This window comes from Fimbriimonadales bacterium, assembly GCA_035559795.1.
Classification (GTDB): domain Bacteria; phylum Armatimonadota; class Fimbriimonadia; order Fimbriimonadales; family ATM1; genus DATMAR01.
Genome location: DATMAR010000003.1, coordinates 265,788 through 292,103, shown reverse-complemented (window position 1 = coordinate 292,103; position 26,316 = coordinate 265,788). Strand labels below are relative to the sequence as shown.

Annotated in this window: 34 protein-coding genes; 15 read left to right on the top strand and 19 right to left on the bottom strand. The window is 46.2% G+C overall.

Annotated elements, in window-relative coordinates; all coding sequences use genetic code 11:
• On the top strand, nucleotides 1-327 hold the full coding sequence (locus VNK96_01990) for a DUF1844 domain-containing protein (GenBank protein ID HWP30486.1): 327 nt from the start codon (nucleotides 1-3) through the stop codon (nucleotides 325-327).
• Between the two features lie 26 nt (nucleotides 328-353).
• Here the strand turns inward: VNK96_01990 and VNK96_01985 are convergent, their stop codons facing one another.
• From VNK96_01985 to gatB, 4 genes are all read right to left on the bottom strand, one after another.
• A complete protein-coding gene (locus VNK96_01985; GenBank protein HWP30485.1) occupies nucleotides 354-632 on the bottom strand; it encodes a DUF167 domain-containing protein in 279 nt (92 codons plus the stop codon).
• The gene (locus VNK96_01980) at nucleotides 629-1,087 is read right to left on the bottom strand and encodes a DivIVA domain-containing protein (GenBank protein HWP30484.1); all 459 of its coding nucleotides are present in this window, start codon (nucleotides 1,085-1,087) and stop codon (nucleotides 629-631) included. The genes VNK96_01985 and VNK96_01980 overlap by 4 nt, the downstream gene beginning before the upstream one ends.
• Before the next feature lie 125 nt (nucleotides 1,088-1,212).
• Complete coding sequence (locus VNK96_01975) at nucleotides 1,213-1,776, bottom strand: hypothetical protein (protein ID HWP30483.1); 564 nt, start codon at nucleotides 1,774-1,776, stop codon at nucleotides 1,213-1,215.
• Nucleotides 1,773-3,275, bottom strand: coding sequence for an Asp-tRNA(Asn)/Glu-tRNA(Gln) amidotransferase subunit GatB (gatB, locus tag VNK96_01970; GenBank protein HWP30482.1), 1,503 nt, complete (start codon nucleotides 3,273-3,275; stop codon nucleotides 1,773-1,775). Before gatB ends, VNK96_01975 begins: the two co-directional genes overlap by 4 nt.
• A 327-nt stretch (nucleotides 3,276-3,602) precedes the next feature.
• On the opposite strand from gatB, the gene VNK96_01965 reads away from it, so the two are divergent.
• The 5 genes from VNK96_01965 to VNK96_01945 are packed head-to-tail and all read left to right on the top strand — an operon-like array spanning nucleotide 3,603 to nucleotide 6,206.
• Complete coding sequence (locus tag VNK96_01965) at nucleotides 3,603-4,043, top strand: hypothetical protein (protein HWP30481.1); 441 nt, start codon at nucleotides 3,603-3,605, stop codon at nucleotides 4,041-4,043.
• Complete coding sequence (locus VNK96_01960) at nucleotides 4,040-4,600, top strand: hypothetical protein (GenBank protein ID HWP30480.1); 561 nt, start codon at nucleotides 4,040-4,042, stop codon at nucleotides 4,598-4,600. The genes VNK96_01965 and VNK96_01960 overlap by 4 nt, the downstream gene beginning before the upstream one ends.
• On the top strand, nucleotides 4,597-5,265 hold the full coding sequence (locus VNK96_01955; protein ID HWP30479.1) for a hypothetical protein: 669 nt from the start codon (nucleotides 4,597-4,599) through the stop codon (nucleotides 5,263-5,265). Before VNK96_01960 ends, VNK96_01955 begins: the two co-directional genes overlap by 4 nt.
• Nucleotides 5,262-5,819, top strand: coding sequence for a type II secretion system protein (locus VNK96_01950; GenBank protein HWP30478.1), 558 nt, complete (start codon nucleotides 5,262-5,264; stop codon nucleotides 5,817-5,819). The genes VNK96_01955 and VNK96_01950 overlap by 4 nt, the downstream gene beginning before the upstream one ends.
• Before the next feature lie 39 nt (nucleotides 5,820-5,858).
• Nucleotides 5,859-6,206 (top strand): hypothetical protein, encoded by a 348-nt coding sequence (locus VNK96_01945; GenBank protein ID HWP30477.1) that lies wholly within the window; start codon nucleotides 5,859-5,861, stop codon nucleotides 6,204-6,206.
• Between the two features lie 5 nt (nucleotides 6,207-6,211).
• Here the strand turns inward: VNK96_01945 and VNK96_01940 are convergent, their stop codons facing one another.
• From VNK96_01940 to VNK96_01890, 11 genes are all read right to left on the bottom strand, one after another.
• Nucleotides 6,212-7,372: a homogentisate 1,2-dioxygenase gene (locus tag VNK96_01940; GenBank protein ID HWP30476.1), complete on the bottom strand. Its 1,161-nt coding sequence runs from the start codon at nucleotides 7,370-7,372 to the stop codon at nucleotides 6,212-6,214.
• A 207-nt stretch (nucleotides 7,373-7,579) separates the two neighbouring features.
• On the bottom strand, nucleotides 7,580-7,885 hold the full coding sequence (locus tag VNK96_01935; protein ID HWP30475.1) for a hypothetical protein: 306 nt from the start codon (nucleotides 7,883-7,885) through the stop codon (nucleotides 7,580-7,582).
• Between the two features lie 165 nt (nucleotides 7,886-8,050).
• The gene (locus VNK96_01930; protein ID HWP30474.1) at nucleotides 8,051-8,500 is read right to left on the bottom strand and encodes a hypothetical protein; all 450 of its coding nucleotides are present in this window, start codon (nucleotides 8,498-8,500) and stop codon (nucleotides 8,051-8,053) included.
• Nucleotides 8,451-8,732 (bottom strand): hypothetical protein, encoded by a 282-nt coding sequence (locus VNK96_01925; protein HWP30473.1) that lies wholly within the window; start codon nucleotides 8,730-8,732, stop codon nucleotides 8,451-8,453. Before VNK96_01925 ends, VNK96_01930 begins: the two co-directional genes overlap by 50 nt.
• An 8-nt stretch (nucleotides 8,733-8,740) precedes the next feature.
• Nucleotides 8,741-8,992, bottom strand: a complete 252-nt coding sequence (locus tag VNK96_01920; protein HWP30472.1) for a hypothetical protein — start codon at nucleotides 8,990-8,992, stop codon at nucleotides 8,741-8,743.
• A gap of 20 nt (nucleotides 8,993-9,012) precedes the next feature.
• On the bottom strand, nucleotides 9,013-9,951 hold the full coding sequence (locus tag VNK96_01915) for a Mu-like prophage major head subunit gpT family protein (GenBank protein ID HWP30471.1): 939 nt from the start codon (nucleotides 9,949-9,951) through the stop codon (nucleotides 9,013-9,015).
• 31 nt (nucleotides 9,952-9,982) lie between these two features.
• Complete coding sequence (locus VNK96_01910) at nucleotides 9,983-10,417, bottom strand: hypothetical protein (GenBank protein HWP30470.1); 435 nt, start codon at nucleotides 10,415-10,417, stop codon at nucleotides 9,983-9,985.
• 4 nt (nucleotides 10,418-10,421) lie between these two features.
• The gene (locus tag VNK96_01905) at nucleotides 10,422-11,309 is read right to left on the bottom strand and encodes a hypothetical protein (protein ID HWP30469.1); all 888 of its coding nucleotides are present in this window, start codon (nucleotides 11,307-11,309) and stop codon (nucleotides 10,422-10,424) included.
• Nucleotides 11,310-11,409: 100 nt separating this feature from the next.
• Nucleotides 11,410-11,919, bottom strand: a complete 510-nt coding sequence (locus tag VNK96_01900) for a hypothetical protein (protein ID HWP30468.1) — start codon at nucleotides 11,917-11,919, stop codon at nucleotides 11,410-11,412.
• Between the two features lie 2 nt (nucleotides 11,920-11,921).
• Complete coding sequence (locus VNK96_01895) at nucleotides 11,922-13,178, bottom strand: AAA family ATPase (GenBank protein ID HWP30467.1); 1,257 nt, start codon at nucleotides 13,176-13,178, stop codon at nucleotides 11,922-11,924.
• A 322-nt stretch (nucleotides 13,179-13,500) separates the two neighbouring features.
• Complete coding sequence (locus VNK96_01890; protein ID HWP30466.1) at nucleotides 13,501-14,172, bottom strand: hypothetical protein; 672 nt, start codon at nucleotides 14,170-14,172, stop codon at nucleotides 13,501-13,503.
• Between the two features lie 62 nt (nucleotides 14,173-14,234).
• Between VNK96_01890 and VNK96_01885 the strand changes: the two genes are divergently transcribed.
• Both VNK96_01885 and VNK96_01880 read left to right on the top strand, forming a co-directional pair.
• A complete protein-coding gene (locus VNK96_01885) occupies nucleotides 14,235-14,816 on the top strand; it encodes a hypothetical protein (protein ID HWP30465.1) in 582 nt (193 codons plus the stop codon).
• A 75-nt stretch (nucleotides 14,817-14,891) separates the two neighbouring features.
• Entirely contained in the window at nucleotides 14,892-16,355 is a 1,464-nt protein-coding gene (locus VNK96_01880; protein ID HWP30464.1) for a DUF1800 domain-containing protein, read from the top strand.
• A gap of 228 nt (nucleotides 16,356-16,583) precedes the next feature.
• On the opposite strand, the gene VNK96_01875 is transcribed toward VNK96_01880, so the two are convergent.
• A complete protein-coding gene (locus VNK96_01875) occupies nucleotides 16,584-17,135 on the bottom strand; it encodes an RNA polymerase sigma factor (protein ID HWP30463.1) in 552 nt (183 codons plus the stop codon).
• 118 nt (nucleotides 17,136-17,253) lie between these two features.
• Nucleotides 17,254-18,003 carry a matrixin family metalloprotease gene (locus VNK96_01870; GenBank protein HWP30462.1) on the bottom strand — a complete coding sequence of 250 codons (750 nt, stop codon included), beginning with the start codon at nucleotides 18,001-18,003 and terminating at the stop codon, nucleotides 17,254-17,256.
• Between the two features lie 59 nt (nucleotides 18,004-18,062).
• Here VNK96_01870 and purS point away from each other — a divergent pair, with 59 nt between their 5' ends.
• Genes purS through VNK96_01840 form a run of 6 tightly spaced genes read left to right on the top strand, consistent with a single transcriptional unit; the run spans nucleotide 18,063 to nucleotide 23,052 of the window.
• Nucleotides 18,063-18,296 (top strand): phosphoribosylformylglycinamidine synthase subunit PurS, encoded by a 234-nt coding sequence (gene purS, locus VNK96_01865; GenBank protein ID HWP30461.1) that lies wholly within the window; start codon nucleotides 18,063-18,065, stop codon nucleotides 18,294-18,296.
• Entirely contained in the window at nucleotides 18,293-18,967 is a 675-nt protein-coding gene (purQ, locus tag VNK96_01860) for a phosphoribosylformylglycinamidine synthase I (GenBank protein ID HWP30460.1), read from the top strand. The genes purS and purQ overlap by 4 nt, the downstream gene beginning before the upstream one ends.
• 15 nt (nucleotides 18,968-18,982) lie before the next feature.
• Nucleotides 18,983-19,789 carry a hypothetical protein gene (locus tag VNK96_01855; GenBank protein HWP30459.1) on the top strand — a complete coding sequence of 269 codons (807 nt, stop codon included), beginning with the start codon at nucleotides 18,983-18,985 and terminating at the stop codon, nucleotides 19,787-19,789.
• Nucleotides 19,790-19,817: 28 nt separating this feature from the next.
• Entirely contained in the window at nucleotides 19,818-20,897 is a 1,080-nt protein-coding gene (locus VNK96_01850; GenBank protein ID HWP30458.1) for a type IV pilus twitching motility protein PilT, read from the top strand.
• 3 nt (nucleotides 20,898-20,900) lie between these two features.
• Nucleotides 20,901-21,995 (top strand): type IV pilus twitching motility protein PilT, encoded by a 1,095-nt coding sequence (locus VNK96_01845; GenBank protein ID HWP30457.1) that lies wholly within the window; start codon nucleotides 20,901-20,903, stop codon nucleotides 21,993-21,995.
• A complete protein-coding gene (locus VNK96_01840; protein HWP30456.1) occupies nucleotides 21,982-23,052 on the top strand; it encodes a type IV pilus twitching motility protein PilT in 1,071 nt (356 codons plus the stop codon). The genes VNK96_01845 and VNK96_01840 overlap by 14 nt, the downstream gene beginning before the upstream one ends.
• A 464-nt stretch (nucleotides 23,053-23,516) precedes the next feature.
• Here VNK96_01840 and VNK96_01835 read toward each other — a convergent pair whose 3' ends face one another.
• A complete protein-coding gene (locus VNK96_01835) occupies nucleotides 23,517-24,719 on the bottom strand; it encodes an MFS transporter (GenBank protein HWP30455.1) in 1,203 nt (400 codons plus the stop codon).
• A gap of 83 nt (nucleotides 24,720-24,802) precedes the next feature.
• Between VNK96_01835 and VNK96_01830 the strand changes: the two genes are divergently transcribed.
• Nucleotides 24,803-25,381, top strand: coding sequence for a peptidylprolyl isomerase (locus VNK96_01830; GenBank protein ID HWP30454.1), 579 nt, complete (start codon nucleotides 24,803-24,805; stop codon nucleotides 25,379-25,381).
• A 1-nt stretch (nucleotide 25,382) separates the two neighbouring features.
• Here the strand turns inward: VNK96_01830 and VNK96_01825 are convergent, their stop codons facing one another.
• On the bottom strand, nucleotides 25,383-26,285 hold the full coding sequence (locus tag VNK96_01825; GenBank protein ID HWP30453.1) for a UbiA-like polyprenyltransferase: 903 nt from the start codon (nucleotides 26,283-26,285) through the stop codon (nucleotides 25,383-25,385).
• Nucleotides 26,286-26,316: the final 31 nt, after the last annotated feature.

The following is a 26,316-nucleotide window of genomic DNA, read 5'->3' as shown; positions in this document are numbered from 1 at the left end:
ATGGCGGATAACGAAAAAACAGAGAGTACGGAAGGGCAAACCGAATCGAAAGAGACTCCGAACGAGCCTATAGATGTTTATGCGCTCGTAGCAATCAGCCTTGAGCAGTTCATTGGGGTTGCATGGCAGAAGTTGGGTCTTCATCCTGACCCATTGACGCATAAAATCGAGAAAGATTTGGGGCAAGCGAAAATTGCCATTGACATCGCAGCGAAACTCGCCGAGATTTTAGAGCCTAAATTGGATGACGCCGACAAACGCACCACGCAAAGTATCATCAGCGACTTGCGAATCAACTTCGTCCGCCAATCGCAGACGAATGCGTGATAATCAAAGTTAAATACCGATGGTGTTCAAGATAAATCTAATCTCTCTTTGATATCCTCGAAGGTCAATCCCTCTATCGTAAAAACCTTTTCCCGAGATTTTGCACCTCTCGCAATATGAATCGTACGTCTGGGAATACCTAATGCCTCACTGAGCAGTCGAATGCATTCCTCGTTTGCCTTGCCTTCTACAGGTGGGGATGTTACGTAGAGATGAAGGCGATTCTCACGCCATTCCCAACGATTCGATTTCGCTCTCGGGGTTACTTTCACCTCGATGCGTGTCGTGGATTTCGAACCGCTCACTTCGCTTGTTCTTCGACCACCGCTTTCGAAAAGAAAGACGAAGACTCGGAAAATTTAGCGCGGAAGGATTCCACCAGCGAAAGAAGTTGGGCGACGAATGCATCGCGTTCGCTTTTCAATCGTTCGATTTCGGATACGATTCGCGCCCTTTCCATTTCCGCCTCTCGCAAAAGAAGAGTTGCTTCTTGGCGAGCGTTTTGTTTCGTCTCCTCGGCGGCGGATTGTGCCAAAAGCAAAGTTTTCTGAATCTGATCTTCCAATTCTTTCAGTTGCCTGTGCTCTGTTTCGATTGTCGCCAGTTTCTCTCGCAGGGTTTTATTTTCCTTCATGCAAGATTCGAGTTCTACAGCAACAAGTTCTAAAAAAGCGCGAACTTCCGCCGTGTTATATCCACGAAAGCCAATACTGAACTCTTTCTTTTCGATGTCTAAAGGTGTAAGGATATTCTTACTCATCGTATGCCCTCCTTGGCATAGGAATGCTTATTAATTTTACTTCAGATTTTATAAGACCTTTCTCGTTTCCTTGAGCCAATTCCGTTCGGTACGTATACTTTTGCCCTACGAGCGAGGTTAAAAGCCTACTGCTCTTTCATTTGATTGATTTTTTCCTTAATGCGCTGGATGTTCATTGTGGCGGTCTCTGCTCCGAGGTTTCTTTTCACGCGGAGTTCGTGTATTCGTATCGCCTCTTTGAGCAAGCCCATTTTTTCGTAAGCCCAGGCGAGGAGTACGAAATAGTTTTGGTGGTCTGCTTTATCGAGTATCGGCTCTAAAAGCGCAGGAATTCGTTGAGGAAGATTGCGAGTTCGATAAATCATCGCCTCCGTCAAATATCCGTCCAGAACTTCGGGATGCTTTTTGCGGAAGTCAATCGCTTCGCGAAGTGCATCCTCGTGTTGGTCGACATTCCCTAACATCCAAACGTAGTCTTGGTTGAGTTGAGCGTCGTCTGGATAAATTCCTTTCAAGACGGTCTGCAAGCGAATGACTTCATAAAAATCTCCTCCGTGGAAATTAATATCAACGAGCTCGTAGAGCCTATCTATATAGTGTTCGTAAATGGCATCCGCGCGCTCGCGGCTATTTTGCGCATTTCCATAAATTGTGAACAAAAAAGTCACTGCGAGAATAAAGAATTTCATTTCGCTAATTCCTCTTCTAAAATTCGATTCACGATTTCCGGGTCGGCTCGACCGTTCGTTTTTTTCATAACTTGACCAACCAAAAAACCCTTAACCCCGATCTTACCCGAACGGTACTTCTCAACTACATCCGAGTTTTCCGCTAAAACCTCCCTCACAATAGCGACGAGAGCAGATTCATCCGAAATTTTTACCAAACCCCTCTCTTCAACGATTTGCGATGGCATTTTGCCGGTCATAAAAGATTGTTCGAATACTTCTTTTCCGACTTTTCCGCTGATGCGATTCGATTCGATAAGTTTTACTAAATCTACGATATGCGAAGGAGTGATTTTTGTGCTTTCGACAGTCTGCCGATGCTCGTTCAAAAGCCGAGCAAAATCGCCGTTCATCCAATTGCATACGGCTTTGGGTGCCCCCCCTAACTTTACCGATTCGTCGAAAAAATTCGCCCAAGCCGGTTCCTCGATCAAAAGTCCGGCGTCGTATTCCGAGAGTTTCAAATCTTCGATATATCTCCTTCGTTTTTCCATAGGCAGTTCCGGAAGAGATGCGCGAAGCTGTTCGATGGTTTCTTCCGAAAACTCCATAGGAGGCAAATCCGGGTCTACGAAATAACGATAATCCTCTTCGTATTCTTTGGTGCGCATCACGTAACTCGTTTCGCGCTCTTCGTCCCAGCCGCGAGTCTCTTGTTTCAAGGAATGCCCCGTCTCCAAAGCACGACGCATTCTTTCTGCCTCGTGTTGAATTCCGAGCATCACCGCACGAAAGGAACTGAGGTTTTTTAATTCCGTTTTAACTCCTAACGCTTCGCTTCCTTCCGGAGCAATCGAAATGTTCGGCTCGCAACGTAAACTGCCTTGCTCCATTTTTCCATCGCAAACTCCTAAATAAATTAACGTCAAACGGAGCATTTGTAAATACTCTTTCGCTTCTTCTGCGCTGTGCATATCGGGGGGGAAATCCGTAACGATTTCCATCAGGGGAACACCAGAGCGGTTGTAATCCACTCCGCTACCTCCACCGGGAAGATGGAGCAGTTTCCCAGTGTCTTCTTCCAAGTGCACGCGGCGAATGCGAACGCGCTTCATCCCTTTGGGTACGGGAGGTTCGCCTTTTCGCCCAGCGTGTTCTTCTTCACGAATTCGATTCTCCTCCGAACGGATAGGGATGTCCAGCCACCCGGAGTAGCCGATGGGATTCGTTTCTCCGTACTGGGAAATCTGATAGCCTTTCGGTAAGTCAGGATAAAAATAATTTTTTCGGTGAAAGAGGCTTCTTCGAGCGATTTGGCAGTTTAGGGCGAGTGCTGTCTTTAGAACGTATTCCACTGCCTTTTTGTTGATAACGGGCAGAGAACCTGGCAACCCCAAGCAGACCGGACAGATGCGCGTATTGACCTCGCCGCCGAATGCGTTCGTACATCGGCAGAACATCTTCGTCCGGGTAAGCAATTCGGCATGCACTTCCATGCCTATGCTCAAAACATATCGCACACTGAAATTTTGGCACGAAGCGCCTTTTTTAAATCTGCTTATCCTTGCACTGATGGGTTATAAAATTCTTTCTTAGGTAGGCGAGTCTCGTTCCTTGTTGAGGGCTTGTCTGAACCACGTAAGGAATACGTCTTCATCTTGGAACCCCCCCGTGTTTCTATCTGTGATCTAATTGAGTCACTCTGCCTTAGCAATTTCTTTCTTGTCAAAGACTGCTTGGGAACGTGCCACTATTTCTCCATTCCGTGTCTCATAGCAATTTTGCCTTATTTTATCTTTACATCCATCTTTTGGCATATTTCTTGCATATCACAAGCGGAAATTGGGATGAGAAGTGTCCGATATATAATCTTTTTTCTTTTGATGATGTTCCTCGTAGGAATGATTGCTTCCTGCAGCAGGCAGGAGCAAGCAAATCTTACAGAGCCGAAAGAAGTCATCGCCTTCTTTTGTGGCTGCGGAGGTTGTGCGCAGGCAGTAGAGACTCTGGGCGCAGATCTCGTGAGCAACGCTAAAATTTATTACGCGGGAAGTGATGGCGATGCGCAGGAATTTCAAATAACTCACCACTTGAAACGCAAAGTGGAAGCAGACCTCAATCGCTCCATCGCCTCATCTTACGGTGTTACTACTTGCCCGACATTCGTTCTCAGCGATGGGAGCAATTATCGTGTTTTGGGGAACGGGCTTTCTCTAACGGATGAAGATTTTGTTAGCGTACGAAAGGTATTGTCTCGAAAATTTGCTTTTAAGGATAAGACATTATGATTTCGAAGATTGAAACTCGCAGCGAACAAACGCAATTCGCTTTTGTATCGAAAGTAACATTTATGATGTTCACTGCCATTTTTGTCTTTGCCTATTGGCTTATCCCGGTGTTTCAACAATCGTACAAACCTGCGGAATATACGCCAGGATACACTGCGCAAGCCACGAATGACCCCTCTTTAGGGACGAAGGCGAAGTCGATCGAGCATCTGACTTTTTTATCCGAATCGAAAGGTGCTGCGGTTCTTCTTCTGAGTGATTGTTCGGACTGCAATCGCGCAAAACTCGAAACACTCCAATCAGCGCAACTTCCAGAAGGAATTTTGAAAATCGCAATAATCGTAGACGAACTCGATGAAGAAACCATCGCAGATCTTTCGAAAACCTATTCGCCCATTATGATTTTAGAGGGAACTTCTAAGATTGTTCCCGAGTGGAATGTCTTTTTTTATCCGAGGCTGTATTGCTTGGACTCTTCCGGAAAATATATTTACATTCAGCCCCCCTCGGAATCTTTTCAACGCGCTTTGATTGCTTCTAAGGAGGTGTGGAAATGAAACAAGTTCGTACACTCAGTACCAAACAGAAATCTTTACATAGAAAGGAATCGCTGAAAAAAGAGATGGATTGGGTAGACGCGGCTTATCTTGTCGTGATAGCCGTTGCACTTCCCCTGTTAGCCCTGCAATTTTTGGATTCGCTTACTTTGTTCGGAGTTCATGTTCAGAATGATATTTGGCGAGGACGAATTATATTTTGGGCGAGGTGGCTCGCCGTACCGCTCTTTGCGATTTCTTCGTATGCGGTTGCACGTTTAGGGATTCAAGGCATCTACTTGGCTTTGTTCGGAATATTCATAACGCTTTTCGTTGTCTTCAATTTCCGAGCAGACTTTATTCGTGAAGGAACATTCGATCACTTTGAGGAAAGCCGTTGGATATGGATGACACCCGTTCTTATCGGATGGGTACTTGGAGTTTTGTTGGGTCTCCTTCATTTATGGTTAGCAAAAACTAAACCTGAACTGCGTCGCCCTTCGCTGGTATGGATATGGCTAATTCTTTTAGGAATCGCCTCTTACGTGGCGTATGAAGAAGCAGTCATTCGCCCCACCACCGAATGGAGCCCATTCGCTCCTACTCGTCATTTAGGACTTCTTTTTATTACCCTCATGTTAGCAATTTTTCTATCTGTGGCGGAATTCAAAAGGAGGAAACCATGAAAAACCGAAAATATGCTTTTACGATTGCGGAACTTTTGGTCAGCATTAGCATCGTTCTCGCATTGGCTGTTCTTTTGTTCGGTGTTATCACGAAGGCAATCAATCGAGCGAAATCGACAGTGTGCATCTCGAATCTCAAACAAATAGGCGAAGCGATGATGCTCTATAAGAACGATTATGTGGATTATCCCCCCAATACCTTATATTCGAAAGGCTTATTGCCCTATTTTGGATTCAAAGTGCCTAAATGTCCCATAAACGACGACCCGAAAAATCCGGATTATTATCTGCACGCGAATTTCAAAGGTTGGGCTGGAGAACTGTTGAAAAATGATAAGGAATGTTATGAACAGCGGCGTGATATGTACCCAATCGCACACGACCAAAATCACGCAACTGTTTTAGCAGCATTCACTACGGGTGAAAGACGCTTCTACTTGTTCTTGAGGGAGAACGGAGCAGTCGGTCGTATCAATTGTGCGCAAATGGAAAAGTTCTTTGCGAATCCAGAACTTTTCCCGTGTCCGAATGCATCGTTTTGGTCGAATTTTTAACCATGTCTAAATTCAATCTATGAAAAGGAGAAAAAAACAATGAAATACATAACACTTGCTGCAATCGTAAGCTTCTTAGCATGGCAGATTGCAAGCGGAACTCCCTGCTGGGACTTTTCGAACAGTTGCGGAGACCTCCCCGCTTGCCGAAATATACCTCCCGATGCAGAGTACGTTCTTTGCACTCACTATTATTGTGATAGTGAAGCGGTTTGTACCTGGGACACAACGAAGACACGATACTGTGGTGTCATGCGAAGAAAGTACTGGTGGTTTACAGAGGAGCACAACGTAATCCTCTGCTTAGGACCGCAACTTGACCCCCCAATCTGGATCGACAGAAAATGCTGTCTATGCAATCAGCCGGGAATCCTTTATGAGCAGTAAGAGGCTCATAAATCGAGTCTCCAACTCTTCCAATACGTTTCGTCCTCGATTTGAAGCGCCTCACGCGTCAATTTCAGAGGGCGAAACGTATCCATCATTACAGCGAGTTCCTCGGTTCGTTTCGCACCGAGACTCGCTTCCGTAACGCCTGGTTGTGGACCGTGCGGAATTCCGAGAGGATGCAGCGTAATGCTGCCTTCCTCGATTCCTCTTCGTGAACCGAAGTTTCCATTCACGTAATACAAAACCTCGTCACTGTCTACATTCGAATGGACATAGGGTACTGGAACTGCTTCGGGATGAAAATCTAATGGTCTCGGGCAAAACGAGCAAACGACGAAGTTATTGGCTTGGAACGTTTGGTGCGTCGGGGGGGGCATATGAACCGTGCCGACGATGGGCTGAAAGTCGTTAATGTTGAATGCCCACGGGTACACATAACCGTCCCACCCTACGACATCGAAGGGATGATAGTCGTAAGTGTATTCGGTCAATTCTCCACGTGCACGCACCAATACTTTGTAAGTCCCCTTTTCGTCATGTGTAACGAGTTCAGAGGGGGGGCGGATGTCTCTTTCGCAATACGGCGCATGTTCCAATAATTGACCGTATTCGTTGCGATACCGTTTGGGAATTTCGATGTGGGACGATGCTTGGATCACTATCATTCTTTGCGGAACCTCTTTCATTTCGATGCGATAGATCGTCCCGCGAGGAATGACGAGGTAATCCCCAGGTCCGTACGCGATGTTCCCGAACATGGATTCCAAAACGCCGCTTCCGTCATGCATAAAAATAAGTTCGTCCCCATCTGCGTTTTTATAAAAATAATCCATTTGGTCCGCTACCACTGCCTGTTGCCAAATCGCATCTTCGTTTCCCATAAGCGGGATGCGCCCAGTGATAGGGTCGCCGCAAGGTTTTAGCATTCGCGTCTTTAAATGCCTGTGATGAAGCGGTTCATGCTCTAAAAACACTGGGGCGACGTTCCCTTTCGGTTCCCACTTCGTCACTCGCGTCGGCAAATTGATGTGATAAAGGATGCTTTCGATACCGCTAAATCCGTGCACACCCATCACCTGTTCGTAATAGAGACCGCCATCGGACTTACGGAATTGGATGTGCCTTTTCTTAGGGACTTTTCCCAGTTGAACATACCTTGGCATTTGATGTCACCTCACTTCTTGTCGCTTGACCCCCTTCGGGTCCGAGATTTAAATGATAATTATGACTTCTCGCGATATTTAAAGATGAAAAAGACTCAAATTGGTGTGGGATCCAAAGCCCTTTTAGCAATTCGCAATCCCTCGCAATGGGAATACTCTCGTATGCGGTCGCCCGGGTAAAAGCCTTCCACAGTCGCTAACTTGCACTTACCCATGTGCGATGATCATCTTGAAAACTAACTCCCCGCGCAAACGCTCCTCGATAATCTTTAGAATCGTGAGCGTCTTGCCAGCCCACGAAATCGTGTCGGTCGGAACGGTCGTATCATCGTCGGGAACGATAATCAAATAAATCGGGCGGCTCGCGCTATCCACTAAGGACGAAGGCACATATACTTTCGCACGACCCGGTGTAATCATCGCAAAGATTCCTTTGCGTGAGTTGCCGCTGACCGTGAATGTGTCCGCATGTCTCAAAATCGTCCTTCGCGCTCGATATTGAACTTCTACCATTTGTAACTCCTTATTTTTCGAAAAATTTTCTTCAACTTTTTTCTTCGAATCTTCTACCAATCCCCGAATGAATCTTTGTGTATGTAGTTTTTAAAAAGGCAACCGGTTCCCCCTATGAGTCCAGGGGGAACCTTACGGAGGGGGTAGAAGCCCCCCCCGAAATAATCACCACCTTGTGATTTCTTCTTCATCCAATTTGCTCGTTTTCGAACGGATCGAAGTATCCGTCGCTAAATGACTTCGCACCTGCGGCTTTAAATACGGCGCTAATCGCTTCCACCCTTGCTCTTTTAAACCGAACGGGTCCGCTATCGTCGCTCCGAAGCCGGAAGGGGGGCGAGTGCCGAAACTCACTTCTGCGAAATACAAACTCTCGCTGGCGCCGGGCTCACGGTGTGCTTGCGCTAAAAATTCTCCCGCGATAACTTCCGCAGCACCTAAATTGAGCGTCGCTTGCAAACCGACGTTTCCCGTATCGTCGATATGTTCCTGCAAAATCGCGAATTCGATAACAGGTAATTGCTCCGATATCAACGCATCGATTTCTGAATCGAAATCGGAAACGCTAATACGGCATTTCTTTTTTATCGTTTCTCGTGTTACGTTCAACGCCATGATTTAGGTCCTTTGCCAAAAGTTTGCGCATGAGTCGAGAATTGTGTCGCACCGCCCCCGCTAATGTTTTCAAAGCAGAACGATGCAACCGATTCTCTTCCTGTTGCTTTTCGAGCATTTCTTCTAAATGGCGGATGAAACGCTCCGCAATCGAACGCTGCTGCAACATGCTCGTGCGCATCATCCATACCGATGCCGTGACGAAGGTGCCCACGATCGTGAGCACCTCCATCCATGTCGTTACTTCCGTTTTAGTGCCCTCCGAAGACGCTCCATCGCGTTCGTCGCAGTGAGAATTTCTTCCGACAACGACTCGAAATATCCTCGAATCTCGAGGCTCGCCTTGTCATTCTTGCCAGAAATGTATTCGCGAAAAACGCGAGAAAACGTCTCGAAAGCAGACTTTACGCGAAGCATTGCCAAAGCGGCAGCAGCAATCGCTCCGACAACCCCCCCGACGCCGAGTGATAACAATACCGTTAGAAGATCCATCGTGTTCAAATTCGACCTCCTTATAGAATCGAACCGTACGCCGTTTGCCAAAGACCGTATCCTACGTTGTATCTCGCACGAACGCCATAGTAAAAACGATCGTGCCACCACGAGGAATCGCTTTGTCCGGAATTGTCCAACGCGCTGAATTCGACGGGAACATCGCTTCGTTGCTGTAAAATGATTGCGCGCACTGCGCGAGTCGTATCCAACACGAACCAATAATCGTCGAAAGTCCCGCGCAGATAGGGTGAAACAATCAATCGCAGTTTCCCTTCGAACACGTTTTTGTAAGGCGTACTCGGAGACGTGTCCGTAGTGTTTCCCTTGTAAACCACGACGGGACTTTCCACTAACTCCGATGCAGTCCATTGCAATTTCGGTCCAACCAAAAGGGTGTCCGGTACGATTCCAAGCGGTTCTCCTCTCTCGTCGGGAACGAGCATCATGTTATTGATTGCATTTGCAAGACTCGTTGCATCCAACGCGACATTCGTTCGATTGCTATACGTAGAACCGGGCGATGTCGTGTGTGCTGAATTGAAAAAAGAAACACCATCGTAACCGAGTGCAGTGAAACCGTTCGCCAACGCTTCGACCACGATTTTGTGCTGATGTTCTGCCACTCTTTCCGCCAAATCGCGTATGCGCAAACGAATCAAATCGTATTGATCGTCTTCGATAGCTTTACGGTCCACCGCGATGCTCGCTTCGAACGTTTTGTCTTCGATGGTGTAGTTGTATTCATTCAAACCCGTAGGTCTTCGCTCGTCGAGAAACTCGCGCATCACAGGTGTGTTGCCTAACCATGCGTATTTCTGAGAGGGAATCGTCGTCGTAATCAACGTTGCCAATTGCAAAGCAATACCGTTGTCTACACGCTGACGATACGCTAAATCGAATTCAGTTTTCAGACCGGGCAGTAAAAGACTGGGAATATCACTTTTCGTAATTGCCAAAGGTTTTCCTCCTTATTTTTCGAAATGTTTTTTAATTCGCATATCCGTCGATGCGAATGCGATAACCGTTCGCGCCTAACGATGTCGTCTCTAACGCGACGATTCGCCCGACTTTGTACAAGTTCGTCAAACCCGTAGTCGCAACTTGAACCTCGTTATCCGTTTTCGCATAAACCTCTTTGCCGATGTTCGATTGCGATTGAATTCCTAAATCCGCAAAAACACCGCTTCCCGATTTCACGACGCGAATGGATCTGTCGCCATCTGAGCCAGTGTTTTGAACGGTTTCCTGTGCGATGCCGATAAAGGTCAAATTAGCTACGGAATGATCCATCGGTACGGCATAACCTCCGCCGTTCACTCCGACTAAAGCGCCTTTATAAATCGTCGTGTTTCCTGCCATTTTGTAAAGCACTAAAATCGAAGGTTTTTCGAATGCTTCGTATGCTTTCGTCAATGCAGCCATATCGTTATTTCACCTTCCTTCTTGCAATCTCTTTCAAATCCAGATTCGGAAAATGCTGCGCATAGAATTCTTTTTCCTCCGGTTCTAAATCGGGAACGTGCGATGCACTCGATGGTGCGAGTTCACCGAACGAAACGAATTTCGGAAGCGAATCCAACAAACGAACCACTTTTTCTTCCCATCCGTTCGCGCGTGCCGTGAAAAGCAAATCTCTCGCCGCTTCCTTTGCGGCAGGTGGGAGAACGCCTTTGCGCAGATATTCCTCTAATCGAGTCTCGAGAGATTGAAAAGTCAACTCTTTCTGTAAACGTTCCGCTTCGCGCATCCAAAAAAGATTCCTTTCGGATGTCGCGCGAAAATCTTTGCAAAAAAGTCGCGCACTTTCGATGCGCGGATTCGCCACGATGCTCACTTCGTAAATTTCTTTCAAATCGGGACTCACACTCACGGAAAGCGATTTCGCACCGTTCGCTTCTAATAATTCATCCGCTTCTTTCGTTAGGGAGAGCGTTCCGAAAAGTTCCGCTCCCGCCGCAATCACGTCTGTCAAATATCCCAAACGTAATGGCGTCTCTGTGTGCTCGATGAGCACGGGAACGGGAAACGAAAAGTTTTGCGCCAAACGGACGAGGTCTTCTTGACGCGCCGTGAGCGATTTATCCGTGTATTCGCCGATTTCGAAAAGTTTCGCCTTTCGGTCATGCCAAATTGGTTGTTCTCCGTTCGCAAGTGCCACGAGATACGCAGGCGGATTTCCGAGCGCATTCTTTTCCCACTCGCTCAAAAGTTCTTTCGCCGCCTGTGTTCTTTCCTCGTCGGTAAGGGTCTCCCGTTGACCCCGAAACCCCGGACCCAACTTCGCGGCGGCGATTCGCAAGTCTGTTTCTTTCATTCGCACCTCCATGCGTGAATTTGCCATGGGGGATGGGACGGAAAGAAGGAAGTTGTCAACTACATCTCTTGAGAATAGCCTTAAGAACTTACCTAGAAACTCATTTGCATAATTTTTTAATTCTAGCAAAAGATGTATTTCGACATAAAGCCTGTTCGATTGAATAATTATTTAAAATCTCTTGCATCAAAATTAATGAAGTACTTCGATGCTGTTTACATAATCTTCTAAATTTACTTTTGTCTATCGTTTCTGTTCTTTCAGGAATAGAATACTTATTGCAGATATTTTTTGTGGCTCCTGCGCAATACCAAGCTTCAATTGATTTCTGAACAACAATTATGGATGCCTTTTTGAGTTCTGTGTAAATGTTTAAAATTTTTTGGATAGTTTCTCTTATACACCTAGAATTATCATGATCTACAAGAAATAAGATTTGATAACCAGCTCCATGGAGCCTTGAGATAAGGTTGTTTGTATCTTTTTTTGTTCGTCCCCTGTATTGTATACATCCTACATAACCGAAACCATTTTTGAAATATGGTTTTAAGATCCGTTCAACAAAGGTCTGGTCGTCCTGTCCTTCACAAAAAATAATGAGCCCCGCCATTTTCATTCATCTTGAAATAAATTGTTTACGAAAATCTCATCTATCCCAATGTCGTTTTTTAGAAACTCTTTAACTTCTTCATTCTCAGAAGGTCTTGAAATTCGCGATAAACCATTAGCATCACGACTAATAAGGCGAATATCGCGCAATTCAACTTGTCGTAATGATAATGGGTTATGAGTAGTAATTAGTATCTGCTTAAACTCTGATGCCTCCTGAAACAATTTATGCAACTTTCCAATCAATGATGGATGAATATTTCTGTCTGGTTCTTCAATTAGGAGTGTTGATGATTCATCAAAAAAAAGTGCTGTAATTAGACAGACAGCGCTTAAAGTCCCATCCGATAACGCGAAACCTGGAAGGAAGCGATTTTCATAGTATTTTTCTTTCATTACTAGTAATAAAGATTTATCCGGGAAAGAAGACACTCTTAAGCCTTTTACAAAGGGCAATAAATATGACAAATACTTTGAGAATTTTGCCTTTTCTCTTCGGGAAGAGAAAATTCTATGAAGTATCACCGAAAGATTGCTACCATCTTCATTTAGGGTTGCACGACCTACGACATGTGATGCTTTCTTTGATTTCTTGGGATCGAAATCAAAGGATTTGAGCTGATCAAAAAAAGCATCAAAATCTGGGCCAAAGAAAAAATTTGGTATGAAACTTTCCAATAACAGTGATTTTCTTGGGAAAGGTATGTACAATGTTTCAAGTAAATAATTTCGGATGTATCTTAGAGCATCGGTATGCTGTTCAAGCTCAGGTGCTGGTGTTAGGTTCGTTTTAACCTTATTATCGAATCTTGAAATTTCAAGTATTCCTTTATACATTTCTCCTGACCTAAGTATAAAGTCGCAGTGTGCAGAAATCGAATCTTTAATTATCTTGTACCCACTACGGTATCCATGAAAGCTAATGACGAATTCATACTCCAGCGTATGATAGGTAGCGTGTACCGATCTAGTTCTCATCCTCACCCTTGTTTGTGGTTTGTTCGGTTTGGCGGTTACTCGCATACTAAAGTCTTCGGTTGAAGCAAGATGGATATTTCGCAAGAACTCGATACCTCCTTGAATTGATATAGCGTCGCGTAAGCCAAAGCGTCTTATATCTCGGAGAAATTGAAATGCACTCAGTACGTTGCTTTTTCCAGATGCGTTTGCACCAATGAGAACTGTTATTGGTCGTTCCATGTCCAGTTCAAGGTCTGCGAAAGACTTGAAGTTATGGACGCATAATTTTGTTATTGCCAAGTTTCAACCTCCATTTTGTGAAAGTGTATTCGATTAAAATGAAAAATAGCACAACAATAATCTCCATTGAGTTGAAAAATAAATTTTACATGAACTCATTGTAAATTCAGATTTCAACTTCATATTATATTCTGCTTGATTAGTTGCCTTTGCTTCAAATTCGAACGCCAGTAGAGCCTTTTCGCCACCGCATACGGTCAAGAGCAATAAGGGAATTACGAATAGAAGCCATTTTCGCAACATCTATATTACCTCCTATGTTTCATCTCTTAATCTCACCCTAAAACTCCAAACATAACCCCAAAACTAAAACCTTAGAAAATTACAATCGTTCTGCTGTAATTTTGACTCCCTCTCCCTTCGAAGTATCTTCTATACGACAATGCATTCTCTCCACAAACCCATCTTTACGATCTATCCATAATCGTACTGGTTCCGTAAATTTGATATCAGGGTGCTCTTCTGCCAATTCGAGAACGAAATAATATGTATCCTTACCTTCTATTTTTTTTACGCCCTCGAAGTGAACTTCGATTTTTAATTTCTCCCCCTGAATGGAGACTTCCTCGCTCCAGGAATCTCCTGGGCTTACTTCGTGTTTCGGATACAAAGTAAATATGTCCTCTTCTTGAAAAGGTTGCGAATCGGAAAAACCAGGGGGGGCATTCTCCACTCGTTTCGACTTCGACTTCCCGTATTCGTCGATCACGCTTGTGAAAGTCATTTTTTTGATGGGTTCTAAAGCATGAGGGGGAACTCCTGCAATTTGAATGTCTTCAACCGACATGCGCAGCGTATACTCTTTGTTTTGGGCTTTGATGACCTTCCACAAAGTAGTGAACTCTATTACTCCTGAACTCGACTTCGTAGATTCGAAGAGATAGCGCAACTTGAATTGCTGACCCTCCTTCAAATTCAAACGCAATAAAACCTTTTCGCCTCCGCATCCTATAAGAGCCGTAGCAGCAATGAACAATATCCAACTTCGTCTCATATCGTTCACCTCTCGTCTTCCCCCAAGCGAGCCAGGAAGAGAATACAATAACATTATACAAAATGCTCTGGGCTGTGGTCGGTTGTAGTTCCCCTTTTGCTGGGGCGGCGATTTTTCAGGACGAAGAGTTCCTCGGTGGAGAAAGTCGCTACGCACCGCATGCGGGCAGTGCAACGTCTCTGGGAATCTTGAAAGCATTGCTCGAAAAACACGGCCTCGAACTTTCCGAAATCGAACTTTTCGCGGCGGACGTAGGTCCTGGGTCTTTTACAGGTGCGAAGGTGGGAGTTACGATTGCAAAATGCCTTGCCTATGCTTTGGGCAAGAAGACGGCTGGGCTTTCTGCGTTCGACTTGATTGCCCCCCCTCCGAATACATTACCGGTCGCCATCCCTTGCAGAAAGAATAAATATCTCTTGAGAGAACATCGCGGTTCCCCCCCTATTCTCGTTTCGGAAGACGACCCGAGGCTCGAAAACGCAATAGGATACGGTTCTATTTTTGCCCACCCCGTTTATCCTTTACCAGAGAATGCAGGGCATTTGTTTTCTTCGCTTGAGCCCATCGAACCGGAACTTCTTTTGCCGGAATATGTTCTCGAGCCGAGTATCAGCGAGCCGAAAAGACCGTATCCTCGCGTATAAGTTTTTACTGATGACCCTTATTGAGCGATTCATTTCCGAGACCGGAATTTGCGATAATCGAATAAAGAGGTGAACATGGACACGAAAGAAAAAATTGCGCATCTGCTTCGCCGCTTTGGATTAGGGGCAGGCAAACTCGAAGTCGAAAAATATAGCAAATACAGTTTGGATGCTGCGATCGAGCGCCTGATTCATTACGAAAAAATAGAAGAACCCTTCGAAGTGAGCCCATGGGAATTCGTCGTACAGCAAGACAAAAAGACTTTAGCGCTCGACCCTTATAAGATTGCCGCCTGGTGGGCTGTGAGAATGGTTCTCACGCAAAGACCTTTACAGCATAAACTCGCTCTTTTTTGGCACGACCATTTCGCCGTAAGCGGTGCGAAGGTGGATTTCGGACCGATGATGCTGCAGTATCTGGAAACGCTTCTTCAGCACGCGAATGGAAATTTTCGCACGTTGTTAGGAGCAATCAGTCGTAATCCTGCGATGATGCGTTGGCTCGATAACGATACGAATGTCAAAAAAAATCCGAATGAAAATTTTTCGCGTGAACTTTTGGAATTGTTTACTTTGGGAATAGGAAATTACACAGAAAATGACGTGAAAGAAGTAGCGCGCGCATTTACGGGATGGTTTATTTTCTATACGGTGTCTCCTGGCTTCGCACAATCCATCGAGGAACAAGTGCGCGAAGCGGTTTTGCAAGGGCGTTCGATTACGCATTTCGCCGTGAATCCCGAAGCGCATGACAACGATGAAAAAACGATTTTGGGGAAAAAAGCAAATTTCGACGGGGGGCAAGTTCTCGATATTTTGGCGGAACATCCGAAAACAGCAAACAACATCACGCGTAAATTGTGGGAATGGTTTGCCTATCCTAATCCGGAGAAACATGTTCAAGAAAAATTGGAACGCGCGTATTTCGATGGAAAATACGAGATTAAGAAGGTACTCGAGGCGATTGTCGAGACGGACGAGTTTTGGAGTTCGAAGTGCGTGCGGACGAAAATAAAGAGCCCTGTAGATTTCAGCATCGCACTGCTTCGACAAGTAGACATCTCGCCTCTCATGTCGTTTTTGCGAAAACCCGATGCGACTCCGTTCACCCCCCCGAATCCGATTTTGGTCGCTGTGGGTCACCTGTTGATTTTTTCGATGCAAATCCAAGGAATGCTACTGCTGTATCCACCCGACGTAGGAGGATGGGAGTGGGGACATGCGTGGATTGAATCGGGTGCGATGATGGAGCGCATTCGCACAGCGGAGCACTTTTTCGGAGACGAAAACGACCCTCGCCTTTCCGAATTTATTGCAGGAAGAATCAAAGAGGCGAACCCGAGCGATGTAGAAAGCGCCGTGAGAGCGATTTTAGACTATTACGACGCTGCGCTTCCTGAAGATAAAATTCGCACTCTCGTAAAAGCAGCGGAGAAAGCGGGGGGGCTCGAAGCGCTTTCTAATCCTAAATCCGCATCGAAACTATTCCGTAGCGTATGTCGTCTGTTGTTCGCCGCACCGGAGTTCCATTTTGTGTGATCTTTCGTGTCTCGATTAGAAGAGGTTCGTATTGAAAGAATTCTTATTTATTGACCCCCTCCGTATGGTTCCCCCTGCTTACGCAAAGGGAACCGTTTTTCGTTGAATATATTTCACGTTTTTACATTAGATGCACTTTACAAGTCAAAAGGAGGATAATAAAATCCGGTTTCCTTCGAGCGGAGCGAAGAGGGAGAACCTATGATGGGGGGGAACCAATAAAAAAAATTACGCCATTACTTCTGCCAACTCTTTTCTTAACAAAGCCCTCGCTCTGAAGAGCCAACTCTTAATCGTGCCTTCGGGGGTGCCGAGTTTTTGCGCTATCTCACCCACTTCCATTTGGCCGTAATGTCGAAGTGCGAAGATTTTTCGATATTTTTTCGGAAGTTTGAGAATCGCTCGGAGGATCGTCCTTTTCACCTCGTTCGCTTCTAAGCCTTCTTCGAGATGACAAGGGCTTTCCATTTTATAAGACACGTCATCCAGGGATTCTTCTTTGTGAGTGCGACGAGCGATGTCCCTGCAAACATTGGCGCAAATCCGATACAGCCAAGGACGGAAAGGACGGGAAGTGTCGAATTCTGCGAGGGAACGATGCGCTTTGACCCACGTGACCTGAACGGCGTCAGCCGCCTCATCGGGATTTCTCAGAAACCGCCTTGCGAAAGACTGAAGCGCAGGGGTGCATCTTCCCACGAGCCTATCGAAAGCCTCTTTCGAACCGCGTTTAGCCAAAAGAACGAGTTCGGATTCGGTAAGTGCGATCGGATTTGTCATTTTTGTCTCCGGAAGTGAGTTTTACACTAACCGGAGATGAAAAGTAAAGAAATTTCAAGCAAAAAGGATAAATTCCTAATGATAAATTAGGTTAGCCTTAGAAATATTGAAATATTTCCTACCGCTCGATGACAGTTATCAAAGCGCGTTGGGAACTCGAAGCCTGTGCGCTGATTCTGTCCACCGTGCCGCGAACAATTCGGCGGAATGCTATGACACTTTCGGCTTCGAGGGGCTGGACTTGGGTAATCGGGTCGCCTAAGATCACAGGACCCATCACCATACCGATACCCTTAGGATGCCCTAGCCCCATGGCATGACCGAGTTCATGGGCTATTATTTGTGCCACTTCTCCGCTAGCCATCCAGTGATTTTTGGTGGAGTATTTTGCTACGAGGACATCAGCAGTGAATTCCACGTAATGGACTTCTTTGTTCCATTGGATGCGCCTTTTCGAGCGGATTTCCCCTTTGCAGTTGTCTTGCTCAGGACTCACTTTTTCCAGGAACTGTATTTTTACTTTCGCCTTTGGGTTATTCGTGAGGCGGAACGGGAAATCGTTTCCGAGGACTTCTCTCCACATCTCGAAGCCGCGCTCGACACCTTTTTTGAACTCGTTTCGAACCTCTGCTGGGAGAGGACTGTAATCAGCGTGGACCTCTGTTCCAGGCGGAATTAATAACAACTCGAGCATGGCGAGGGCTTTATGGGGTTCTCCCGAATAATGCGCGGAGAGGGCTTGCTGGTAATACTCGGCGAGGGGTTTATCAATCAACCTCGGTAGGGAGGTCTCGGAATAGGAAATGCTCCCGAAAAGTAACAGTGTAGCCGTAAGAATCATCGCTGCCCCTCTGTTTCTGTATTTCATTCCGTGAAATTGCATGTCCTATCCTGCGAAAATTTGCGGTTCGCTGTCAGAATTTTCGTATGAAAAAATACCGCGTTTTGGTCACTCTTAAACCGGGGCTTTTGGACCCGGCGGGGAGAGCGGTCGGGGAATCCCTACGTTCTTTAGGCTTCACTCAGTTACAAGACGTCCGAATCGGCAAAGTGATAGAACTTTCTTTGTCGGACGGCAGCGTTGGTGAAGTCGAAGAGATGGCGAGAAAAGTGCTGGTGAATCCCGTTATCGAAGAGTTCCAAATCGAGGAGGTTTCGTGAGAGTCGCTATTATTCAGACTCCGGGAAGCAATTGCGATCAGGACGCCTATCATGCGCTCAACGACGATTTGAACGTGAAGGCAGATTATGTTTGGTTCACGACGAAATCTTTAGAAGGCTACGACGCCGTTTTGTTGCCAGGTGGATTTACCTACGGAGATTATTTGAGGGGGGGCGCATTAGCAGCGCTCGCACCGGTGATCGAAGAAGTAAAGCGTTTCGCCGAAGAAGGTAAGCCGGTAATCGGGATTTGTAACGGTTTTCAGATATTGACAGAAGCGCATATTCTTCCGGGAGCGTTAGTTCGGAACGCTTCGCGTCGTTTTATCTGTAAGGATGTATATATCAAACCGGTGAACAAGAATTCTTTTTGGACTAAAGGAATAGAAGGAGTCATAAAGTTGCCGATTGCTCATAACGAAGGTCGTTATGTGGCGGATGAAGAGACCATTGCGAAACTCGAGCGCGAAGGAAGGATTGCGTTCGTGTATTGCAATAAAGAAGGTGAAGTAACCGAGGAGGCGAATCCGAACGGTTCGATACACTCTATCGCAGGGATTTTGAACGAAAAGGGAAATGTTCTCGGTATAATGCCTCATCCAGATCGAGCTTGTAATTACCTTCTCGGCAGCGAGGGGGGGAAAAAGATTTTAGAAAAACTCGCTCGCTAATTTGTTATTAAAAAAATGAGAAAAAAACTTAGATTCAAGATGAACCCCTTCAAAGGGATTTCCGCTGATTCGGTGCGAGAAAAGAAAAGAAAACATTCGCAGTCGTATGTTTCGCTATTTCTTTTCAGCATCGTTTCCCTCCTGGTGGCTTCACCGAACACTCTACTCGCACAATTTTTGACAGGAAAACCGGATGTGATGATTTGGGTGATGAAATCTCCCGTCGGTTCGGATTATGTGCAGGTGCGAATGGTCTCCGAAAAATATCCCTCGAAACTTCTAAAAGAGCAATGCGAGAAAATCGGCGAATACGCGGGTGTTCCGATTCGAGGGCTCAGCATAGACTTTACGACTACCGGCACCGAGCAGGGAAAGCAAATTAAAATCCTGATGGCGCGCTTTGCAATCGATTCTCTCATTGATCGAGAAAAAGGCGTCTTTCGAATTCTGCCCATCGCGAAGGCATTCGCCGGAGCCCCTTCACCGAATACGGTGCACACAATTGGTGTGATTTTCGAAGGGGAAATCCCTATGAAAGGAGTGACTGTAAAAGGCTATGAGAACGAAAGTGTGAAAATCGAAGCTCAGTACGATCCCGGGGTCAAGACTGTGGAATATCGCATCTTGCTGAAGACCCAAGACCCCTCGAAAATCTCTTTTCCCGAGACTATTCCCGAGGCTGCTCAAACGAAAAACGCTTCAACTACGTCTAACAAACGAACAGACGGTTCTTTCCTCCTCTGGGTATGGATAGGAGCAGCGGCTATTCTAACCGGGGTGTTGGTATACTTCGCTTTGAGACCGTCACGGCGTTCTCTTTAAATCACCATCCTTCGAGAGGTAACTACTCATGGCAAAAGTCGCAGAAGCCACTTTGCACGAATTGTTGATGATAGCGTTCGACGAGAACGCTTCCGACCTTTATGTCAAGGCGGGTTCAGTGCCGAAAATCCGCCAGCACGCTGTCGTAAAGCCCCTACCAGGAGATTGGGACGAAATTACAGAGGAAGAGGCCCAACGCTTGGTTACGAGCGTAATGTCTCCTAAACAACTTCACAAGTTCGAAGAGACATTGGAGATGGACTTGGCATTCAGTGTCGAGAAAAAAATGCGCATTCGCGCAAACCTTTATTTCCAACGAGGAACGATGGCAGGGGCATTTCGATTGATTCCTTTGCAGATTCTCTCCATCGAGCAACTCGGGCTTCCCCCTGTTCTTAATGAGATTGCGAAACATCGCCAAGGGTTGGTTCTTTTCACAGGACCAACGGGTTGTGGGAAGAGCACTTCACTCGCTGCGGTCATCGACCTGCTCAACCGCACACGGGCTTGCCATATCGTTACGATCGAAGACCCTATCGAGTTCGTGCATGAAGACAAAATGGCGCATGTAAGCCAGCGTGAAATCCACATAGACACGCTGGACTTCTTTTCTGCGATTCGTGCTGCGTTGCGCGAAGCCCCTGACGTTATCCTTGTAGGCGAAATGCGCGACCCTGAAACTTTTAACGTTGCTCTTCAGGCAGGCGAAACGGGACACCTAGTTTTTTCGACCGTGCATACGCCAAGCGCATCAGAAACTCTCGACCGAATCGTAAACATGTTTCCTCCTCACGAGAAAAATCACTTATGCATGCGTCTATCCTCGACACTTCGAGCAGTAATATCGCAGAAGTTAGTTCCGCGAGCGGATGGCGCGGGACGTGTTTGTGCATGTGAAGTGATGATTTGCACTCCGACCGTTTCGAAAATGATAGAAGACGGGCATTTCGGAGAACTTTATCATGCCATTAGCGAAGGGCATTTCTGGGGAATGCAAACGATGAACCAAAGCCTCATGAAATACGTCAAAGCAGGAGTGATTACAGAGGAGACAGCATTAAACTATGCCGGCATCGTGTCGGAATTACGGCAGATGCTACGTCGCTAAACGATGCGGTTCTCCATTGACGACTTACTGAAAGAACTCGTCGAACGCGACGCGAGCGACCTACATATCAAAGCAGGGCAACCTCCCGTGCTTCGGATTCATGGCAATCTCGTGCGCATGAATTATCCCCCCCTTACTGATACGGAAGTCGAAGAACTGCTCAGAAGCATCTTGAACGAAGAGCGCTGGGCGAAATTGGAAAGTTTCAAAGAACTCGACCTATCCTATCAAGTGGAGGGGCTTTGTCGTTTTCGTGTGAATATGTTTTGGGCGCGTGGAACACTCAATGGCGTTTTTCGCATGATTCCTTTTAAAATTCGCACGATTGATGAATTGGGTGTTCCACAAGTCGCTAAGCAGTTGGCGATGCTCCCTCGCGGTTTGATTTTGGTAACTGGTCCAACCGGCTCTGGCAAAAGCACCACTCTCGCCGCAATCGTAGAACACATTAACACCAACCGCCGCGCGCATATCATGACCATCGAAGACCCCATCGAATATATGCACCAAGACAAAATCAGTGTAATCAATCAGCGTGAATTAGGGGTTGACACGCATAGTTATGCGGATGCACTTCGACATGTCATGCGACAAAATCCCGATGTGATTTTAGTAGGCGAAATGCGCGATTTGGAAACGATTCAACTCGCAATAACAGCAGCCGAGACCGGACACTTGGTGATGTCTACGCTCCATACAGTAGATGCCGCGCAGACGATCGACCGCATCGTGGATGTGTTTTCTCCCGATCAGCAAGCGCAAATCCGTACGCAACTTTCCGTAACTTTACAAGCCGTCCTCAGCCAAACATTAATTCCTACAAAAGACGGTAAAGGAAGAGTGGCGGCATTCGAAGTGTTGGTAGCGACTCACAGTATCCGAAGCCTTATCCGTGAAGGAAAAACTCACCAAATGTATTTGGACATCCAAACCGGTGCGGAATACGGAATGCAAACTTTAGACAGCCATTTGTTAGAACTTTTGAAAAAAGGCGTAATCGATTACGAAAACGCGTTGGCAAAAAGCCAAGCACCTTTGGAATTTCAAAGACGAGCCTTGAATTTAGGACTTGCGGAGGTCGCCGGTGCCGGGGGGTAGGATTGACGATCTACTGCATCGTACGGTTGCGCTCGGAGGTTCGGATTTGCACATCAAAGCCGGATCGAAACCCTACGTTCGCGTACATGGTGATCTTATTTGTTTAGAGGATGAAGAGCCGTTTACCCCAGACTCATCGAAAGCAGAGATCTTCTCACTGCTTGCAGAATCGCAAAGAAGAAAGTTCGAAAAAGATTTAGAATTGGACTTCGCTTACGAAATTCCTGGTTTCGCACGCTTTCGCGGGAATGTCTATCGGCAAAGAGGATGCGTGCAAGCGGCATTTCGTGTGATTCCCAGCAAAATTCAAACGTTCGAGGAGTTAGGTGTTCCACGAGTCGTCGAATCTTTTTGCGAACGACCGCGCGGTTTCGTTTTAATGACGGGACCCGCAGGAAGTGGAAAGTCTACGACGCAAGCTGCGTGCATTGATTATATCAATCACAAGTTTGCCAGTCACATTGTAACGGTGGAAGACCCGATCGAATTCATTCACACAGAAGATAAAGCGCTTATTCGACAGCGCGAAATCGAAAACGATACGTTGAGTTTCGCCAATGCACTGAAATACGTTTTACGACAAGATCCCGACGTGATATTGGTCGGTGAGATGCGCGATTTGGAAACCATTCACCTCGCAATTACTGCCGCAGAAACGGGCCAATTAGTTTTCGGAACGCTTCACACTGCGGACGCAGTGCAGACCATAGATAGAATCATAGACGTTTTTCCCATTCATCAACAGCAGCAGATAAGAATGCAATTGTCCGTGAATTTAGTAGGTGTGATTTCCCAGACTTTGGTTCGTCGAGCGGACGGGCAGGGAAGAGTTGCGGCTTTCGAAGTTTTAACAGGTGTCGGTGCGGTTAGGAATTTGATTCGAGAAAATAAAACGTATCAGATTTATTCGATACTTCAAACGGGCACCCGAATGGGAATGATGACGTTGGACCAATCGTTGGCAAATCTCGTCAAGAAAAAAGTCGTTACTTATGACGATGCTCTCGCAAAAGCGAAAGATAGATCGGAATTCGAGAGAATCGTAAACATGAAGTGAATTCATTGCTCATTGTAGGAGCGCCATAAGACGCGATTCGATGAAGTTGGGGAATAACGCGTTCCCAAACAGTGTTTGGGAACGAGGATAAAAATACTCATTTCTGAGCTTCGCTCGAAAGAACCGAAATAACGTTCCCAAACATAGTTTGGGAACGAGTAATACGAGGAAAAAATCGATGTCATTCATAAAACGTTTCCCCTTGCGCAAGCAGGTGAACCTTACGGAGGGGTTCTATAAACTCAAGAATGTGTTTTTTTCTAGATATTTTTTACCCCCTCCTCGAAGGTTCCCCCTCTTCGCTCCGCTCGAAGGGGAACCGAATGTGAGAGAAGCGACAGATGTGTAAGTTTCTGTTTATAACATACGTTTAGAAAATAGAATGGAAGTTATCTCCAATACGTTCCCAAACTGAGTTTGGGAACGAGGATAAAAAGAAGATAAAACGAAGATAAGTGGAAGTCCTATCTCAAACTCCTTATCGCCCCCCCGAATAACAATACTAAGAAAGCGATGCTTGCAATTACGAAACCGCTAATCGAAAAGGCAGTCCCCAAGCCACTTCTTTCACCAATCCATCCGAATAGAATTGCTCCAAAAGGACTGAGACCGGAAAGCGACCAAGCATGAACCGCTACCACCCTTCCTCGCAATTCGGGGGGGGAGTAGTATTGCAGTAACGTGTTCGTCCCCACCATTTGCATAATTCCGAACATTCCCATGAACCCCAAGCAAAGCATAGCCGCAACCGGCAAAGTTACCAAAGACAAGCCTATCATCGAACAACCGAATCCCAGCATCGCAATGGAAACGACCAACCCTTTATAAGGCTTATGGCTCGTCGTGGCTAATAATGTCAAACCCACGAGCGCTCCGATTCCAGAAGAAGTGAAGAGCAAGGAATATCCCCCCTCTGCTAAATGGAGTCTCGCTTTCGCAAGGGAAGAAATTTGCGAAAGGTAATACATCCCGAAAAACGAAGTCGTGCTCATCATCGAAACGAGCATGAGAAAAGCCTTCTCACGAAATACATGTCGGATGCCGTCGAAAAGCGTTTCGAACAGGGGAGCCGATTCGTGTTGCGGTGCGCGCAAGTCGGCTTGAATTGCCAAAAGCGCAAGAATAATCGCTGCATAACTTATCCCGTTTACGAAATAGCAAACCGATGCTCCGAAGGCATTCAATAAAATTCCACCAATTACCGGACCCACGACGCGTGCTGTGTTGAATGTCGCCGAATTCAGCGGCAAAGCGTTCGCTAATTCCTCTTGTGGAACGATTTGAGCAATCGTGGAAAGGCGTGTAGGGATTTCGATAACGGCAGTGCATCCGTTCACTAATGCGAAAATCGCTATGAGAAAAAAACTTATCTGATTCGTCCAAACTGCGATGGCGAGCATGAACGCAGATAATGCGAAAATAGAAGAAGCGGTGATTAAAACGATTCGCTTGTTGCAGTGGTCTGCGAGCCATCCCCCCAAGGGACCTAAAAGAAACATCGGAGCGGATTGGAGAAACGTCAATAAACCTAACGCCGTTTCGCTACCTGTGAGTTCGTAAACCAACCACTGCTGTCCCGTGTTCTGCACCCAAGTTCCGACAAAGGAAAGAAAAGCGCCAATCCACCATAAACGAAAATCCCGATGCCGAAGTGCCTGCAACGGCATGGGTAGACGAAGAGTTTTTTCCTGAGAGCCAGCGTTAGGCACGCCAGAAATCAGTATGGCATAAGCGTGTATAATCCTCTCGTATGAGAAAAGCCGTTTACGTTTTGTCGGGAATCGTGCTTTTATTTTCGATTTTCGCTTTCGGCGTGCCGAAGCAACGGAGTGTACAAACGCTCGAGCCTAAAGTAGTTCCGAAAAAACCGGTATCGAAAAATATCAAGGTGACGATGAAAATCAAGAATAGAGGAACCGTAGTTCTCGAACTTTATCCTTCGAAGGCTCCTAAAACAACGGCTCATATTCTCTCTTTGATCGATAAGAAATTCTACGACGGTCAGAGGTTTCATCGTGTAGAAGATTGGGTGGTGCAGTGGGGCGATCCGGGTTCGCGCAATCCTGCGAAAGCAAAACATCCCATTGGAACGGGGGGGTCGGGTAAAAATGTTCCTTTCGAGGATACGGGGATTCGATTCTCTCGCGGTACTCTCGGGCTCGCCAGCACGGGTTTGAAAGTAGGCGGAGATTCTCAAATGTTTATTCTTCGCAAGGATGCGTTTCGGCTCGATGGAAATTATTGCGCATTCGGTCGCGTAGTGAAAGGAATGGATGTGGTGGATAAAATAAAGAAAAACGACATCATCGTTTCGATGAGAAAGTCGTAACTTATTTAAGCAAGGAAGTTCCTATCCCGCCCACGTCCAAAAGTGCGAAAAAGAACATCCCGATTGCCACATAGCCATTGAGTGTGAAGAATGCGATATCCAACTTGCTCAGATCTTCCGGCGAAACGAGAGACTGTTCGTAAAGTAAAACTCCCGCAGCGAAAAGCACCCCGCAATAATAAGGTAAACCCGCTCCTACCGTAGCCCCCCCTAAGATAAAAAAAATCACGGAGAGAGCGTGAACGACCCGGCTCGTACGTATCGCCGCGACTCTTCCGAAACGCGCCGTTATGCTCTGTAACCCGTGCTTTCTGTCGAATTCTTCGTCTTGTAGCGAATATAAAATGTCGAATCCCCCAGTCCAAAATGTGACTCCTAAAATCCAAAACACAGGAGTCCATTCGAATGAACCTTTCACTGCAATCCAAGCGGCGGCAGGCGCTAATCCCAAAGAAAGACCGACGAAAAAATGAGAAAGCCATGTGAATCGTTTGGTGTAAGAATAGAAAAGTAAAACGAAAAGCGCAATCGGGGAAAGAATCAAGGTAAGGCGGTTCAAGGACGCTGCTGCTGCGAAAAATACGAAACACGCGACGATAAAAAACGACCATGCATGATGTAATTTTAGTGTTCCGGATGGAATCGCTCGCGATGCCGTTCGTGGATTCAATGCATCGTATTTCCAGTCCGCAATTCGGTTGAATGTCATAGCCGCTGTGCGCGCGCTTATCATCGCGACGAGAATCCAAAAGAAAATCCTCCATCCTGGAAACCCATTCGCCGCATACATCATCCCCATCATTGCGAACGGTAGAGCGAATATCGAGTGCTCTACCTTGATCATTTCGAGATAGGTTTTCACCACGGAGACGGGATTTCGGCTCGTTCCAGCTTCCCCTTGCATGACCACGATTCTGTTAGATTATCCTATGATT

Excerpts from the sequence above, each read along its gene's own strand:
- VNK96_01990 (HWP30486.1), top strand. The coding sequence starts at position 1 with ATGGCGGATAACGAAAAAACAGAGAGTACGGAAGGGCAAACCGAATCG.
- VNK96_01980 (HWP30484.1), bottom strand. The coding sequence starts at position 1,087 with ATGAGTAAGAATATCCTTACACCTTTAGACATCGAAAAGAAAGAGTTC.
- VNK96_01975 (HWP30483.1), bottom strand. The coding sequence starts at position 1,776 with ATGAAATTCTTTATTCTCGCAGTGACTTTTTTGTTCACAATTTATGGA.
- VNK96_01965 (HWP30481.1), top strand. The coding sequence starts at position 3,603 with ATGAGAAGTGTCCGATATATAATCTTTTTTCTTTTGATGATGTTCCTC.
- VNK96_01960 (HWP30480.1), top strand. The coding sequence starts at position 4,040 with ATGATTTCGAAGATTGAAACTCGCAGCGAACAAACGCAATTCGCTTTT.
- VNK96_01955 (HWP30479.1), top strand. The coding sequence starts at position 4,597 with ATGAAACAAGTTCGTACACTCAGTACCAAACAGAAATCTTTACATAGA.
- VNK96_01950 (HWP30478.1), top strand. The coding sequence starts at position 5,262 with ATGAAAAACCGAAAATATGCTTTTACGATTGCGGAACTTTTGGTCAGC.
- VNK96_01945 (HWP30477.1), top strand. The coding sequence starts at position 5,859 with ATGAAATACATAACACTTGCTGCAATCGTAAGCTTCTTAGCATGGCAG.
- VNK96_01940 (HWP30476.1), bottom strand. The coding sequence starts at position 7,372 with ATGCCAAGGTATGTTCAACTGGGAAAAGTCCCTAAGAAAAGGCACATC.
- VNK96_01935 (HWP30475.1), bottom strand. The coding sequence starts at position 7,885 with ATGGTAGAAGTTCAATATCGAGCGCGAAGGACGATTTTGAGACATGCG.
- VNK96_01930 (HWP30474.1), bottom strand. The coding sequence starts at position 8,500 with ATGGCGTTGAACGTAACACGAGAAACGATAAAAAAGAAATGCCGTATT.
- VNK96_01925 (HWP30473.1), bottom strand. The coding sequence starts at position 8,732 with ATGGAGGTGCTCACGATCGTGGGCACCTTCGTCACGGCATCGGTATGG.
- VNK96_01920 (HWP30472.1), bottom strand. The coding sequence starts at position 8,992 with ATGGATCTTCTAACGGTATTGTTATCACTCGGCGTCGGGGGGGTTGTC.
- VNK96_01910 (HWP30470.1), bottom strand. The coding sequence starts at position 10,417 with ATGGCTGCATTGACGAAAGCATACGAAGCATTCGAAAAACCTTCGATT.
- VNK96_01905 (HWP30469.1), bottom strand. The coding sequence starts at position 11,309 with ATGAAAGAAACAGACTTGCGAATCGCCGCCGCGAAGTTGGGTCCGGGG.
- VNK96_01900 (HWP30468.1), bottom strand. The coding sequence starts at position 11,919 with ATGGCGGGGCTCATTATTTTTTGTGAAGGACAGGACGACCAGACCTTT.
- VNK96_01890 (HWP30466.1), bottom strand. The coding sequence starts at position 14,172 with ATGAGACGAAGTTGGATATTGTTCATTGCTGCTACGGCTCTTATAGGA.
- VNK96_01885 (HWP30465.1), top strand. The coding sequence starts at position 14,235 with ATGCTCTGGGCTGTGGTCGGTTGTAGTTCCCCTTTTGCTGGGGCGGCG.
- VNK96_01880 (HWP30464.1), top strand. The coding sequence starts at position 14,892 with ATGGACACGAAAGAAAAAATTGCGCATCTGCTTCGCCGCTTTGGATTA.
- VNK96_01875 (HWP30463.1), bottom strand. The coding sequence starts at position 17,135 with ATGACAAATCCGATCGCACTTACCGAATCCGAACTCGTTCTTTTGGCT.
- VNK96_01870 (HWP30462.1), bottom strand. The coding sequence starts at position 18,003 with ATGAAATACAGAAACAGAGGGGCAGCGATGATTCTTACGGCTACACTG.
- purS (HWP30461.1), top strand. The coding sequence starts at position 18,063 with ATGAAAAAATACCGCGTTTTGGTCACTCTTAAACCGGGGCTTTTGGAC.
- VNK96_01855 (HWP30459.1), top strand. The coding sequence starts at position 18,983 with ATGAGAAAAAAACTTAGATTCAAGATGAACCCCTTCAAAGGGATTTCC.
- VNK96_01850 (HWP30458.1), top strand. The coding sequence starts at position 19,818 with ATGGCAAAAGTCGCAGAAGCCACTTTGCACGAATTGTTGATGATAGCG.
- VNK96_01845 (HWP30457.1), top strand. The coding sequence starts at position 20,901 with ATGCGGTTCTCCATTGACGACTTACTGAAAGAACTCGTCGAACGCGAC.
- VNK96_01835 (HWP30455.1), bottom strand. The coding sequence starts at position 24,719 with ATGCCGTTGCAGGCACTTCGGCATCGGGATTTTCGTTTATGGTGGATT.
- VNK96_01830 (HWP30454.1), top strand. The coding sequence starts at position 24,803 with ATGAGAAAAGCCGTTTACGTTTTGTCGGGAATCGTGCTTTTATTTTCG.
- VNK96_01825 (HWP30453.1), bottom strand. The coding sequence starts at position 26,285 with ATGCAAGGGGAAGCTGGAACGAGCCGAAATCCCGTCTCCGTGGTGAAA.